Source organism: Flavobacterium litorale, assembly GCF_019613795.1.
Classification (GTDB): domain Bacteria; phylum Bacteroidota; class Bacteroidia; order Flavobacteriales; family Flavobacteriaceae; genus Flavobacterium; species Flavobacterium litorale.
This window is the reverse complement of the sequence record NZ_CP080429.1, coordinates 1,820,779-1,834,851: the sequence shown is the minus strand read 5'-3', so window position 1 is coordinate 1,834,851 and position 14,073 is coordinate 1,820,779. Positions and strand designations below refer to the sequence as shown.

The 14,073-nt window shown below is 36.2% G+C and carries 14 protein-coding genes; 10 read left to right on the top strand and 4 right to left on the bottom strand.

Annotated elements, in window-relative coordinates; translation table 11 throughout:
* The first annotated feature begins 3 nt into the window (after window positions 1–3).
* From K1I41_RS08325 to K1I41_RS08295, 7 genes are all read left to right on the top strand, one after another.
* Window positions 4–543: a heme NO-binding domain-containing protein gene (locus K1I41_RS08325; protein ID WP_220639905.1), complete on the top strand. Its 540-nt coding sequence runs from the start codon at window positions 4–6 to the stop codon at window positions 541–543.
* A gap of 1 nt (window position 544) precedes the next feature.
* Window positions 545–2,467 carry a PAS domain-containing protein gene (locus K1I41_RS08320; protein ID WP_220639904.1) on the top strand — a complete coding sequence of 641 codons (1,923 nt, stop codon included), beginning with the start codon at window positions 545–547 and terminating at the stop codon, window positions 2,465–2,467.
* A 7-nt stretch (window positions 2,468–2,474) separates the two neighbouring features.
* The gene (locus K1I41_RS08315) at window positions 2,475–3,608 is read left to right on the top strand and encodes an FIST signal transduction protein (protein ID WP_220639903.1); all 1,134 of its coding nucleotides are present in this window, start codon (window positions 2,475–2,477) and stop codon (window positions 3,606–3,608) included.
* Window positions 3,609–4,643 carry a sensor histidine kinase gene (locus K1I41_RS08310; protein ID WP_220639902.1) on the top strand — a complete coding sequence of 345 codons (1,035 nt, stop codon included), beginning with the start codon at window positions 3,609–3,611 and terminating at the stop codon, window positions 4,641–4,643.
* Entirely contained in the window at window positions 4,630–4,947 is a 318-nt protein-coding gene (locus K1I41_RS08305; protein ID WP_220639901.1) for an Hpt domain-containing protein, read from the top strand. Before K1I41_RS08310 ends, K1I41_RS08305 begins: the two co-directional genes overlap by 14 nt.
* A gap of 14 nt (window positions 4,948–4,961) precedes the next feature.
* Window positions 4,962–5,699, top strand: a complete 738-nt coding sequence (locus K1I41_RS08300) for a LytR/AlgR family response regulator transcription factor (protein ID WP_220639900.1) — start codon at window positions 4,962–4,964, stop codon at window positions 5,697–5,699.
* Window positions 5,700–5,824: 125 nt separating this feature from the next.
* Complete coding sequence (locus tag K1I41_RS08295) at window positions 5,825–8,254, top strand: DUF4114 domain-containing protein (protein WP_220639899.1); 2,430 nt, start codon at window positions 5,825–5,827, stop codon at window positions 8,252–8,254.
* An 88-nt stretch (window positions 8,255–8,342) separates the two neighbouring features.
* Here K1I41_RS08295 and K1I41_RS08290 read toward each other — a convergent pair whose 3' ends face one another.
* Entirely contained in the window at window positions 8,343–9,626 is a 1,284-nt protein-coding gene (locus tag K1I41_RS08290; RefSeq protein WP_220639898.1) for a flippase, read from the bottom strand.
* A 140-nt stretch (window positions 9,627–9,766) separates the two neighbouring features.
* On the opposite strand from K1I41_RS08290, the gene K1I41_RS08285 reads away from it, so the two are divergent.
* Both K1I41_RS08285 and K1I41_RS08280 read left to right on the top strand, forming a co-directional pair.
* Window positions 9,767–10,663, top strand: coding sequence for a pirin family protein (locus tag K1I41_RS08285; RefSeq protein WP_220639897.1), 897 nt, complete (start codon window positions 9,767–9,769; stop codon window positions 10,661–10,663).
* A 5-nt stretch (window positions 10,664–10,668) separates the two neighbouring features.
* Window positions 10,669–10,944 carry a GNAT family N-acetyltransferase gene (locus K1I41_RS08280; protein WP_220639896.1) on the top strand — a complete coding sequence of 92 codons (276 nt, stop codon included), beginning with the start codon at window positions 10,669–10,671 and terminating at the stop codon, window positions 10,942–10,944.
* 7 nt (window positions 10,945–10,951) lie between these two features.
* Here K1I41_RS08280 and K1I41_RS08275 read toward each other — a convergent pair whose 3' ends face one another.
* Window positions 10,952–11,341 (bottom strand): rhodanese-like domain-containing protein, encoded by a 390-nt coding sequence (locus K1I41_RS08275; RefSeq protein ID WP_220639895.1) that lies wholly within the window; start codon window positions 11,339–11,341, stop codon window positions 10,952–10,954.
* 114 nt (window positions 11,342–11,455) lie between these two features.
* Here K1I41_RS08275 and hemN point away from each other — a divergent pair, with 114 nt between their 5' ends.
* Window positions 11,456–12,820 (top strand): oxygen-independent coproporphyrinogen III oxidase, encoded by a 1,365-nt coding sequence (gene hemN / locus K1I41_RS08270; RefSeq protein WP_220639894.1) that lies wholly within the window; start codon window positions 11,456–11,458, stop codon window positions 12,818–12,820.
* Window positions 12,821–12,878: 58 nt separating this feature from the next.
* On the opposite strand, the gene K1I41_RS08265 is transcribed toward hemN, so the two are convergent.
* A complete protein-coding gene (locus K1I41_RS08265; protein WP_220639893.1) occupies window positions 12,879–13,592 on the bottom strand; it encodes a sulfite exporter TauE/SafE family protein in 714 nt (237 codons plus the stop codon).
* Window positions 13,593–13,620: 28 nt separating this feature from the next.
* On the bottom strand, window positions 13,621–14,073 hold the full coding sequence (locus K1I41_RS08260; RefSeq protein WP_309508834.1) for a FixH family protein: 453 nt from the start codon (window positions 14,071–14,073) through the stop codon (window positions 13,621–13,623).

The window sequence follows — 14,073 nt, the reverse complement described above, 5'->3', positions numbered from 1 at the left end:
AGTATGTACGGAATTATATATAAGGCTATAGAGCAATATGTTGTTAACAGTTTTGGTAACACAAGGTGGGAAACTATTAAAAGCGATAGCAATATACCTATAGATACGTCTATTATGGAACAACCCTATAATGACGATGCTAACTATAAAATTGCAGTAACTACCGCCAAACATACAAACAAACCTTTAGACGAGGTACTTTTCGATTTCGGAGAGCATATTATTAAAACGACCAGCGAAAATTATAGTATATTTATGGAGTCGAGAGGAAATACTATGAGAGATTACTTAATAAATTTACCTAACTTTCATAACAGGATGATGCTTATATATCCTGAACTTACCCCTCCCGAATTTAGAGTTAGTAACGTAGAGGGTAATGCACTCGTACTGCATTACATATCTACTACCAAAGGTATGTTATCCTTCGTTAAAGGATACTTAAACGGTTTAATGAAGATATTTAAAGAAATGCCAGAGGTAAAAGTTATTAATTCAGAAAATGAGATAAATAAAGAGTATACGTTCAAAATAAGTTGGTAGTATGCAATCGTACAATTTTACCTTTAACGAAGAAAATTTTAATAAGATATTTCCATTCTACATATTATTAGACAGTAACCTAACAATATGCGCACACGGAAAAAGTCTTTTAAACCCCTACCCGTATTTAAAAAAAGGTAAAAATTTATCCGATTACTTCCGTTCAAAACGCCCTTTTTCAGAAAGTATAACTATAAACACTATTGCCGATAACTTAAATCAATTGGTAATACTAGAGTGTACATCTAACCCTGATTCATTATTGCGAGGTCAGTTTGAAGGTATGGGCAATAATATGTATGTTTTTGTAGGCTCGCCGTGGTTAACCTCTATAGAAGACGTTAAAAAACGAAACCTTACTATATTCGATTTTGCCAGTTACGACCCACAACTGGATTTACTACAAATATTAAAAAAGCAAGAAATAACTACCCAAGAGCTAGAAAAGCTTTTGGTTGTGAATACACAGCAAAAAGAAGCATTAAAAAAAGATCGTGAGGAGTTAAACAGACTATCACTTGTAGCCAGTGCCAATAAAAACGCCATTGTATTTACCAACCCCGATGCCGCCATATTTTGGTGCAACGATGCCTACTTAGCCGTAACAGGGTTTACCCGAGAAGAAGTAGTTGGTAAAACCCCAATAGAAGTTGGTAAAACAGAAGCCATAGATAAAGATGCCCTACGCGAAATGGCTGATTTATTTTATAAAGGCGAAGCGTTTGATGTAGAAATTGCACACGGGCGCAAAGATGGTTCTTATTTTTGGTCGCGCACCAAAGGGCAACCTGTATATGACGAAAATGGAAAATTACTGCAATATTTTGCAGTAATTGAGGATATGACGCAGGAAAAAGAGCGTGAAGAACAACTTGTACTCCTGTCGCTCATTGCCGAAAAAAATATTAATGCCGTTGTAATATGCGATAAAAATGGTAGAGTAGAATGGGTTAATACCAGCTTTACCGAAATATCGGGCTACAGCAAGGACGAACTTATAGGCAAAAAGCCAGGCTATTTACTGCAAGGAGAGGATACTGACCCTGAAACAATAAAATACTTGGCAACGCAAATAAAAAATGGAGAGCCGTTTAACTGCGAAATTGTTAATTACACCAAAAACAGGAAAAAATACTGGGTTAAAATACAAGGGCAAGCACTTTATAATAAGTTCGGGGAAGTGTCTTGCTATTTTGCTATAGAGGAAGACATTACTGAGAAAAAAATAATGGAAACCCAGAAAGAAGAGCTTATGGCTCGACTTGAAAAAAGTAATAATGAGTTAGAAGATTATGCTCAAATCGTGTCGCACGACCTTAAATCTCCATTGCGTAGTATTAACTCACTAATAGCATGGATAAAAGAGGATAGCGATAACCTTTCGGAAGAAACAGAGCAATACTTAAGCCTGATAGAAGGTAAAATCGAAAAGATGGATCACCTTATACAAGGTATACTTACCTACTCAAAAATTGATAAAGGTAAAATCCAATCTGATGCTGTAAATACGCACGAAATTGTAAGCAACATCATAAATATTATAGATATACCTAGTAACATAAAAATAGAAATACAAAACAAGCTCCCTGTAATAAAAGCTGATAGGTTTAGAATACAACAACTTTTCCAGAACCTTATTGGTAATGCAGTAAGCTATATTGATAAACCTAAAGGACTTGTAGAAATTGGTGTAGAAGAAGCTAAAGATTGTAATACCTTTTTTGTAAAAGATAACGGACCGGGTATAGCAAAGGAAAATCAGCAGAAAATATTTCAGATATTCCAATCGCTAACCAATAACGAAAGGTCTACAGGATTAGGGCTATCTATCGTAAAAAAAATTACCGAGAATTATAATGGTACTATCTGGCTGGAAAGCGAAGTAGGTACGGGTACCATTTTTTATATTAAACTCCCAAAATAATATCACTATGAAAATTGTACAAGCATACAAACTGAAAGATAACAATTGGAATTATTATGGCGAAAAACAAACCCTAAACAATCCGCTTGTTTTAGCATTTGGTAACCGTTATTTACTGGAAAACAAAGATGTACTTGCTGATATACGAAACGAATTTCCGTACGAGCATATTGTATTTGGCTCATCGGCTGGAGAGATTATTAATATTGATGTTGTAGAAGAATCAATCACAGTACTTGCCATAGAATTTGAAAAAAGTAGTTTTGTTATTAAAAGAGATAACATACTGGACCATAATAAAGATACACTATCGTTAGGTACTGCATTAAGTGCTAAAATGCCTAAAGAAAACCTCAAGCATTTGTTTATCGTTTCGGAAGGAAGTTTTATGAGCGGTACATCGCTAATAAAAGGCTTTGAACATGGTTTTGATAAAGATATACCAATGACGGGTGGATTATGTGGGGATGATACTAGGTTTGAAAGAACACTAGCATCGTATAAAGAAGATCCAAAAGAAGGCGAAATAATATTAATTGGTTTTTATGGCGACTCACTAGAAATTAGTTTTGCCAGCCATGGCGGATGGCTAGGTTTTGGTCCTGAAAGAATTATAACAAAATCGGACGGTAACGTATTATATGAAATTGACGACCAACCTGCTTTGGAACTATATAAAAAATACTTGGGCGATAAAGTTGAAAAACTTGCCGAGTCTACCCTATTTTACCCATTAAACGTTATAGCACCAGGCAGAAAAGATGCGGTAGTACGTACCATACTCTCTATAGATACCGAAAAACAAGCCATGATATTTGCGGATAATGTACCCGAAAACTCGCGTGTACAACTCATGATGGCCTCTGCCGATGGCATCTCGCAAGGGGCCTACAATGCTGCCAAGCTAGCCATGCAAAACCGCGAAAAAAAGCCACAACTAGCTATACCCGTAAGTTGCATTGGTCGTAAACTAGTACTAAGCCAGCGCATGGAGGAGGAAGCAGAATTAATAAAGCAACTTGTTGGCGAGAATACAGCTATTGCAGGGTTTTACTCGTACGGCGAAATTGCCCCGTTTTATGGCAACACATCATGCGAATTTCACAACCAAACAATGACACTAACACTAATTAGTGAGTAAATGAATTCTTTACTAAAAAGACAGATTAGAAAGTATCTTGATAAAGAAGAGCACCACTTTAACGATGTTTTTTTAGCAGCCGTAAACGATTCGTATGCAAATTACGAAGAGCAGATAAGCATGTTGCAACGAGCCATGAAAATTAGCTCGGATGAACTTTTTGAGGCAAATAAAAAACTGCGCGAAGAAGCCAAAACACTTAAAGACATAAATAAAAACTTAGAGTTTATACTAAACTCTATGAGCCCAGAGAGTAATGATAAAAATAATAAAGGATTTAATGCTGCCGAGTATATAAAGAAACAATCGGCAGAAATTATAGAAATAAACAACCAACGGGAAGCATTACTTAAAAGTTTAGAAAAGCAAAATCAGGAACTTAACGAGTATGCACACGTAGTATCGCACGATTTAAAATCGCCGTTACGCAACATAAATACGCTTATAAACTGGATGCTCGAGGATGACGACTCTACGCTTACCGATGAAAGTAAAAAATCGTTAGGCTTAGTATTGTTCAATATCGAAAAGATGGATTTAATCATTAAAGGAATACTCGATTATTCGTCCATAGATAAGTTAGAGTCCGAAAATCGTATTGTAGACCTTAATGCAATAATACCCGAAATATTACGTGCCATTACATTACCTGAACATTTTAATTTGCATATTGATAACGATTTGCCCAGACTACATGGTAACTACTACCGTTTTAAACAACTGTTTCAAAATCTTATAGAAAATGCTATTAAGTATAACGACAAAGAAAAAGGCGTAATTAGGATTGGATGCAAACAGCGTAAAAACGAAATAGAGTTTTATGTAAAAGATAACGGAATGGGTATGAAAGAGGCATACTTTGAGAAAATATTCAATGTATTTACCAAACTAAGTAGCGATAACCAGTCCTCTGGGATGGGGCTATCAATAGCCAAAAAAATAGTTACATTTTATGGGGGTACAATATGGGTAGAAAGTGAGCCTAAAAAAGGAACAACGATTTACTTTACACTACAAAAAAATGGAACAACCTAACCTAAGTTACATTAACGATTTGGCTGGCGATGATGCTGCTTTTAAAGCAAAGCTATGCAGTACCATAAAAGATGAGTTACCGCGCGAAATAGACGAATACAAAAAGAGCATACAAAACAATAATTATACAGAGGCTGCAAACCACGTACACAAACTGAAACACAAAATAAGTGTTATGGGAATGGAAAAAAGTTACTATCTTGCTGAAGAGTTTGAGCGTAACCTTAAAAACCAATCGGTAACACTACAATCGGAATTTGAAAATATACTTCTGAAAATGCAACAGTTTGCCGATGGTTTGTAAACAGTATACTGTATATGAACTGCATAATTATTGATGACGAAGGTATGGCAAGGGCAATAATTGCCCAAATGATAGCCAAAGATCCGTCGCTTACCTTAATAGAAGAATTTTCTAGTGCTATAGATGCCATTAAATACCTTAATGGCAATAGCGAAAACATCGACCTCATATTTTTAGATATTCATATGCCCGGATTTACAGGGTTTGATTTTATACAAACCATAAAAAATCCGCCTGCCGTAATACTAATAACATCCGATAAAAACTTTGCTATAGAAGCGTTTGAATACGATTGTATTGTGGATTATTTGGTAAAACCACTTACTGAGGAGCGTTTTTTAAAAGCAGTGCGAAAAGCACATAATAAAAAACAAGAAGCAGCTACTGCAACCTCTACAACTGCAGCTACAACTGTGCAAAATGAGCCACCCTCTGATACTGCTAACGAATTTTATGTAAATATTGACCGCAGACTTATTAAAATAGATATACCCTCTATAAACCTTGTACAGGCAAAAGGCGATTATATACAAATTAAAACAGAAACAAAAAACTATACAGTACACTCTACATTAAAAAAAATAGAAGATAAACTCCCTACGTCACTATTTTTAAAAGTACACCGTACTTATATCATCAATATTAAAAAAATTATTGATATTGAGGACAATAGCGTTTTAATTGATAAAGATGTTATACCTGTTAGCAGAGCAAATCGACCTGAATTAATGAAAAGATTAAACATGCTTTAAATCGATAAACGGTTTAACGATACATAACTGCATTTCGTAAGTACTTAAAATGAGATAATCGAAAACAAGCAATTATAGGCGTAATTGATAGATATATTTGAATCATAATTCTAAACGGAATGATTATGAAAAAATTACTATTACTTACAGCCTTACTAACTAATACACTAATTGTTGCACAAGAATACCAGTATTTAGGAACTTACAACAACCAAGGAGTACCTGATTATTTAGAAGCAGAGGGAGATGTAGTTACACAAGCTACGTTGGACCTTGTTAGCAACTCCCTGCCAGAAGGGTACCCCGTACCACAATACAACCCACAATACATCTCGGCAGGATATGATACTGATGTTATACTTAATGACGATGCAGCCGTATGGGTAACCTTTGTAAAAGAAGGAGCAGGTTATAAAAACATACTTGGTTTTTATACCTACGATGTAAACAACCCACCTACAAGTGCACCAACAACAGAAGATATTACTATTGTATTCCCAAATGTATCTGCATTATATTCAGGTGGTGGGCTATTAGCTGGCGACAAGGTTAAAATTGGCGATTTTGAAGCTGGAACAGGTATTGGATGGGTACTATTAGCCAACGGATGGAACGGTAGTGTTACCGACGGATTATGGAGAGTATTCTCTAACCCAAACTACAACCCAGAAGCTGACCCTGAGTTAAGACACCACAATGTATTACTTGCTGACCCTGATAATGAAAGATTAATACTTGGTTTTGAAGATATTAGAAGAGATTATGGCTCTTGCGATAACGATTTTAACGATGCCGTATTCTACGTTACTGCAAACCCTTACGAGGCAATACAAGTAGCTAACTATGCTGATGTAAGTACTGCTGCCGATGTATCTTCAGGTAACGATGGTGGACTTGAGAGTAATGGCAACCTTGCAGGGCTTATAGCAAAACGTAACTTTGAGCGTACAAAAACAAACTCTTTTTTAAATAAAAAAGCATTACAAATACCCTTTGCAATGAGCAACGTACAAATGAAGAGTAGTGTTGCAACTATGGAAAGCTTATTTCCAGATACAGGAATGTTTGGTAACGAAACCGCCTACATCTCCAGTCCAGAAGATTTAATAGGAATTACCAATGCAGATGAAATCTTTGCTATAGATTATTACGTAAATACTGAAAGAGTTGCAGCAGCATTAGCTACAAAAACAACAGGTAATGTTTATGACCACTCTAAAGTAATATGCGACAGGCTTAACGGATCATCTTTAGAGGATGTTAGAACCATAAAACTGCAAGGACACGAAATAATAATGGTAAAACTAAAAAGAGCCAACGGTGTTATAGAGTATGCACTTAGCTTCTCCATAGAGGAAACAGCTACCGAGAATGTTTTACACAGCTACTGGAACATTGCACAATACCCTACCGCCAACTATACTAACTTCCAGTTTTGGGGCGCCAACATGGGGCAGGTATGTAGCGTAGCAAACCATGTATTAAACGAGCTAGAAGCAGATAAAACAGTAACCGATACTGCAATGGAAAACAGAATACCATCGGTATTTGTAAAAAACGGAACCTACAAAAATGGTGTACTTAACCTAGCGATTGTAAACAAATCAATGGCATCATCATTAAGTTTTGAAGGAAACAAAAAAGTTACAGAACTGGATGATGAAGAAAACTTTACACAAGAAATTGCACTTAATGGTAATTTAAACCAAACGGTACAAGTAGTAACAGGCGGTATATTCGATATCGGTTTCTCCATTAACGCAAACACTTCGGTAAGAGCAGACGGATTGTACATGGCGGATGGTCCTTGGGGTGTAGATTACAATGAAGCCGAAGCATCGTTAACTACATTTAACATTACAGGGTACAACATGGAAACAGAAGTTGAAGCTGGCACGTATACCATAGAGCGCGATGCTACAGTAGCAGGAACACTATACGGTACCGTAAACCTTTTTAGAAACATTTTGGCAGGTGAGCTTACACTAGATGCTACAGAGTACGAAGCAATTAACTTTAACTACCAAAGTACACACGCTATAGAGGTAGTAATGGTAACCGAAGGATTAAGCGACTGGAACAACCGTTTACGATTCCAAATCCCTGCAACCGAAAATATAATGGAGTACAGCATTGCATTAAGCGACTTTACAAATGGTACAGAAAGCTACGAAGGCGGAAACATTAAAGAGTTTGTATTCTCGGTAATCGGAAACTACACCTCGTTTGACCCCTTCCAAATAAGTGTATCAGCACTTCGATTAGGAGCACAGGCAGCATTAAGTACAGATACATTCGAGGCATTATCAGCAACTAAAATGTACAACTACCCTAACCCATTCTCAGGACATACAACAGTAGTATTACCAGAGCAAACAAGCAAAGCTGATGTACAGTTAGTAGATATGATGGGAAGAGTTGTAATGAGCAACAGCTACAATGTAACAAACAACGAGATAGCAGTAACAGCAGACGGTTTACCAAAAGGAATTTACATTATGATGGTAACAACAACAGAAAATAAAACCTACCAATTACGATGTATGGTACAATAATATAAGGCTTAGTAGTAATTACAACTTAGGGAAAACACAACTACTAAATCGGAACTGGGAAAGAGTAACTTCTTTCTCAGTTTTTTATTTACATAAAAGTGTAAAAGCCCAGTTTTCTTTTTATGATAATAACAAACACTGTATTTACAAATATGTTGGTTATTAAGCTGGCAGTAGCCGCCCCCTCTATGCCATAGGCAGGAATTAAAAATAAGTTAAGTATAACATTTACTATAAAACCACAAAGCATAATAACACTAACACTCTTTTGGTTATTCGTCATGTTTAGTATTTGGTCTACATTACCCGTCATGGCGTTATACAATCCCCCTAAGGTAACCAAAATTAAAGTAACACCACCTAGTGCCGTAGTATCGTTAAATAAATCCAGTAATAGCTCTCTAAAAAATATTAGTCCAAAAACCAGTGGTAACGTTAACACTATTACCAATTGTGTGGCGCGATTTACCACCTTTTTCATTTCTGAAATATTTTTCTGATGATACAGCTCCGATACTCTGGGCTGTACCACAGCATTCATCGATAAAATAAAAAATAACGACAAATACCCCACTTTAAAAGCAGTGTTATAAATACCAATCTGTTCGGCTGTTTCAAAACGTCCCAACATTAGCATATCCGTCCAGTTAAGTAGTACCAAAAAAATACCACTCATCATCATCGGGAACGATTTTTTAAAAATATCACGCTTAGCAATATCAGGGTAAATAATTTTCTGATTTTTCCCAAAAATATAAACCAGCATAATAATAACAGTAAGCAAATAAGCCACTACATAGCCCCAAAAGGTATAATAATCGCCTAAATTGTTATTGTATAAAAGTAGTAAGGCAGTAATTAAAAAAACATTCGGTAAAATAAATATCGACAGTCCGTAAACTACAAACCGCTTCATGGCAACAAAATAGTAGCAGATAATTTCGTGCAGTATCATACAAGGCGTGCCCAAAGCAACAATAAGCAGATAACCGTATAAATTTTCTTTTTCAAAAATGTAAGTTGCTATTAATCCCGCTCCTGCCGAAAACAATAGCACAGGTACTATTGATGAGAGCAATGCTATTTTTGCCGATTTTATTAATAATCCTTTGGATAACGCTTTATTAGTAAAACCACCCGAAAAACTTACAAAGGCACTAGGCAGCCCCAAAGCAAAAAACATAGCTGTTATTTGCATAACGGTAAGTGCCAGCGAATACAAACCCCATACGGATTTACCGTAGTAATTCGTCATAATCCACATAATAGCAAAGCTAAGCAGCATTGCTATCATACGAAATAAAAAAGATATGCCTCCAGTAGAAAGTATATACTTTACTGCCTCTTTATCTGCAAAAAGTTTTTTTATCATTGGTAAGTAAAACCCAAAATAGGATGAGTGTGTAAAATTACGCTTAAAAAAATCAATCTAAAAATTATAGTACTCCCAAGCCTTAAAAGCAACATTAAAAATCTTATATTTATAATCGTCATCCTCAAATCAAAATATACATGTCGAATATTAATTTGATTATAAAAGAACGCCCAAGCGATATTGGTAACTTTTTAGTGGGAAGATTACTCCCTTTTAGAGAAAAACGAATGGTAGGACCTTTTTCGTTTATCGACCATATGGGACCCGCAGCACTAAACGATCACGAAAATTTAGATGTCGGACCGCACCCGCACATCGGGCTATCTACCCTAACCTATTTGTTTGAGGGTAGTATTATGCACCGCGATAGTTTGGGCACGGTTATCGAAATTAAACCAGGGCAGGTAAACTGGATGACGGCGGGTAAAGGCATTGTACACTCGGAAAGAACACCCGATTACCTGAGGAATTCTGAAAAAAAACTGCATGGGTTGCAAATATGGGTAGCATTGCCCAAACACTTGGAAACCATGGAACCTACCTTTGCACACATAACCGAAGATGAAATGCCTGTTTGGGATAATAACGGTGTGCAAATAAAACTTATTGCAGGGGAAGCTTTTGGTAAAAAATCGGCAGTACCTGTGTATAGTCCACTGTATTTTATCGAGCTAAAAAGTAAAGAAAAAACAACGCTAAACATTGGTAACGATTTGTATGGCGAAAGTGCTATGTACATACTAAAAGGGAGTGTAACTATAGAAGGAAACACTTATAACCCTAAGCAGTTATTGGTAGCTAAAGAAGCATCGCTTTGCGAATTTACAATAAACGAAAATACCACAATATACATTTTTGGTGGCGAACCTTTTGATGAACCTCGCCATATTTACTGGAACTTTGTAGCCTCTACCCGTGAAGCAATAGAAGATGCCAAACAAAGGTGGGAAGCTAAAGAATTCCCGAGTATTCCTAACGAAACGGGCTATGTACCCCTACCCAAGCAAAGCAATAATTTTAAACCAAAAAAATAAACTGAATGGAGATTTTACATACTGACGATGGTAAAAAAGGTGAATTTAGAGCTGTAGAAGGTAAAACCGAAGCAGGACTAATGACTTACGTATGGGCAGGCGAAGATAAATTTATTATAGACCATACCATTGGCAACCCCGCATTTAAAGGAATAGGTACACAATTATTGGAAAAAGCGGTAGGCTTTGCGCGCAAAAAAGGTGTAAAAATACTGCCGTTATGCCCTTTTGCTAAAAAAATGATGGAACGAAACGAAAGTATGCACGATGTAATGGCGTAAGTTATAACTACTGCTCAATAGGTTTTTTAGCATCCAACCAAGCATCCATACCGCCATCAAGCTCTACAATATTAGTAAAGCCATTGGCTTTCATTATTTCTACTGCCGATGCGCTCCTACCCCCTACTTTACAGTACACATACACACGTTCGTCCTTGTCCAATTGTGTTAAACGGTCTTTAAAGTCTTTATCATATAAATGAATGTTCATAGCATTTTTAATATGCCCCTCTTTATACTCTTCAGGTGTACGCACATCAACAATTTGCCCTTTGTGCTCAATCATTTTCTCATGAAAAAGCGTTGGCTTAACAAGCACTATATTCTCTTTCTTCTCTTCTGTTTTACAAGAGGCTATTAGTATAAGCACTGCAAAAAGTTGTACTATTTTTTTCATAATTATAATTTGTGAGGAATAAAGATAAAAACATTCCATAAACGGTGGCATGACAATTATCATTTTTTTGCGATATATATACTATTATTTTTGAACATTGAAAATAGTGTCGCTATGAAAAATTCGATAATACAAAAATACAACGTGCCAGGACCCCGATATACTAGTTATCCTACCGTTCCGTACTGGAATGAGGAAGCGTTTACGGGCTTACATTGGAAAGATACACTACTCCATGCTTTTGATGAAAGTAATAGTAGAGAGGGCATTAGCCTGTATATACACTTACCTTTTTGCGAGAGTATGTGCACTTTTTGTGGTTGTAATAAACGTATTACAAAACGACATGATGTAGAGGAAGTATACATTAAAGCCGTATTAAAGGAATGGATGTTATACTGCGAATTATTGCCACAAAAACCGCGAATTAAAGAATTGCATCTTGGTGGTGGTACACCTACTTTTTTTAGTCCTAAAAATTTAGAGATACTAATAACGGGTATTTTAAAAGATGCTGATAAAGCTCCAGAGTATGAATTTAGTTTTGAAGGGCATCCGAATAATACCACCAGAAGTCATTTACAAACTTTATACAATTTAGGTTTCCGTAGGGTTAGTTTTGGTGTACAGGACTACGACCCAACGGTACAAAAAGCTATAAACAGGCAACAATCTTTCCATAACGTAGCTAAGGTTACCTTATGGGCTAAAGAAATAGGATATACCTCTATAAGCCACGATTTGGTTTTTGGATTGCCTTTTCAGACGATTGAGAATATTACGGATACAATTGAGAAAACAAAATCGTTAGATCCTGATAGAATTTCGTTTTACAGCTATGCACACGTGCCCTGGATAAAAGGCAACGGACAACGTGGCTTTGATGAGAGCAACTTGCCCAAAGATAACGAAAAGCGTATGCTGTACGAAAAAGGCAAACAACTTTTATCTGAAAAAGGATTCCATGAAATTGGTATGGATCACTTTGCCTTAAAATCAGATAGTATGTACACTGCTTTTACATCGGGTAAACTACACCGCAATTTTATGGGTTATAGTGCCAGTAAAACGCAACTAATGGTTGGTTTGGGTGTATCGTCTATTAGCGATAGCTGGTACAGTTTTGCGCAAAACGAAAAAACGTTAGAAGATTATTATAAACGATTAGATAGTAATGAACTGCCTGTATTTAGAGGGCATTTGCTCACTGATGAGGATTTGCTTATTAGAAAACATATACTCAACCTTATGTGCCAATTTAAAACATCGTGGGAGGAGGAAACTGATTATTTTGACGAATTGCCTGATGTATTACTAAATCTTACCGAAATGGAAAGGGACGAATTATTAGTACTAGGAAAAAATAATATTATTGTTACCGAAAAAGGAAAACCGTTTGTGCGCAATATATGCATGGCTTTCGATTTGAGATTGAAACGTAAAGCGCCACAAACAAAATTATTTTCGATGACTGTTTAGATTAACTAACCCTAACGCAAGAAAAAGCCGCTAAATTTTAGGTTTAGCGGCTTTTTTATTATGGATTTATTACAACACAATCGGGATTATTCTGAACGAAAAGGCTAGCATCAGAAGGTGATATGTAGGGTATGCCCAAACCTAGCCCACGCATTATAAAAAGCATTCCTATAAAAACAGCTACATAAGGTACATAACTTGCTAATTTGTTACGCCAATGCCCCGACATAAAGCCCGATACGTATACCACGGCACTCATCATGGGTATGGTACCTACACCATACAATACCATATAACCAAAGCCTAGCGTTGTATTTTGCATGGCTATAGCACCAAATAGGGCTGCATATACCATACCGCATGGCAAATAACCGTTTAAAAGCCCTGTTATAAATAAGGCTTTATAACTTCGTTTTTTAAACTGATTTCCTAAGCCTGTTTTTACTTTAGCTATTAGTTTATATACTGGTTTTGAGAAATTGTAGCGTGCAAATATCTTTTCGGGAGTCATAGCAACAACAATCATTAAAACACCTGCTATAATAGCCATTTGTTGCTGCATTCCTGCCAAATAAAGCCCTTTGCCTAATGTGCCAAAAATAAGCCCTAAACTACCGTAGGCAGTAAGCCTGCCTGTATGGTATAGCATTATCTGGATTGCTTTTTTGGCGGGATTATGCCTATCTACAGGCAGCATCATGGCTATAGGTCCGCACATGCCTATGCAATGCAGGCTAGAGAGTAAACCTAATATGAGTGCTGAGTAGAGCATGGTTAATGCTATTGGGTTATTGTTTTAATTATAGTGTTAGCATTCTATTATTAAGATATGCTGTATCATCGTACTCCCAATCTACAGTAATGCCCCAACGACCGCCTGCCAAATCACTTTTAGGTATGAGCAGATAAGGAACCGAAATTGAAATCGGAATTTCAAAATCGAGTCTTTGGTTAGACGGTCGGTATAAGGACACTTTTCCTTTTATTTTAGTAGCATCAAAACCACTTGGAAAAACTATTTTAATGGCTTCACTTTCATTTAGTATAGCCACTTTATCTTTTAAACTGGCTGCATTTTGCTGCTTATCTATTTTTGCCTGCAATACACGCTCTTTTTTATAATAATCGTCTACTACAAGCTCGTTATCGTATTTAGCATCGGATTGTACCTTGATTACAAAAAAGAGTATAAAGGCTATAAAAAATGCAAATGCAATAACAATTCCAGTACCCCAATTCAATTTAATATTCAT

Bases quoted from the DNA above. Each gene is read 5' to 3' on its own strand.
- K1I41_RS08285 (WP_220639897.1), top strand. From the start codon at position 9,767: ATGTCGAATATTAATTTGATTATAAAAGAACGCCCAAGCGATATTGGT.
- K1I41_RS08260 (WP_309508834.1), bottom strand. From the start codon at position 14,073: ATGAATATTAAATTGAATTGGGGTACTGGAATTGTTATTGCATTTGCA.
- K1I41_RS08305 (WP_220639901.1), top strand. From the start codon at position 4,630: ATGGAACAACCTAACCTAAGTTACATTAACGATTTGGCTGGCGATGAT.
- K1I41_RS08275 (WP_220639895.1), bottom strand. From the start codon at position 11,341: ATGAAAAAAATAGTACAACTTTTTGCAGTGCTTATACTAATAGCCTCT.
- K1I41_RS08320 (WP_220639904.1), top strand. From the start codon at position 545: ATGCAATCGTACAATTTTACCTTTAACGAAGAAAATTTTAATAAGATA.
- K1I41_RS08325 (WP_220639905.1), top strand. From the start codon at position 4: ATGTACGGAATTATATATAAGGCTATAGAGCAATATGTTGTTAACAGT.
- K1I41_RS08265 (WP_220639893.1), bottom strand. From the start codon at position 13,592: ATGCTCTACTCAGCACTCATATTAGGTTTACTCTCTAGCCTGCATTGC.
- K1I41_RS08295 (WP_220639899.1), top strand. From the start codon at position 5,825: ATGAAAAAATTACTATTACTTACAGCCTTACTAACTAATACACTAATT.
- K1I41_RS08300 (WP_220639900.1), top strand. From the start codon at position 4,962: ATGAACTGCATAATTATTGATGACGAAGGTATGGCAAGGGCAATAATT.
- K1I41_RS08315 (WP_220639903.1), top strand. From the start codon at position 2,475: ATGAAAATTGTACAAGCATACAAACTGAAAGATAACAATTGGAATTAT.
- hemN (WP_220639894.1), top strand. From the start codon at position 11,456: ATGAAAAATTCGATAATACAAAAATACAACGTGCCAGGACCCCGATAT.
- K1I41_RS08290 (WP_220639898.1), bottom strand. From the start codon at position 9,626: ATGATAAAAAAACTTTTTGCAGATAAAGAGGCAGTAAAGTATATACTT.
- K1I41_RS08280 (WP_220639896.1), top strand. From the start codon at position 10,669: ATGGAGATTTTACATACTGACGATGGTAAAAAAGGTGAATTTAGAGCT.
- K1I41_RS08310 (WP_220639902.1), top strand. From the start codon at position 3,609: ATGAATTCTTTACTAAAAAGACAGATTAGAAAGTATCTTGATAAAGAA.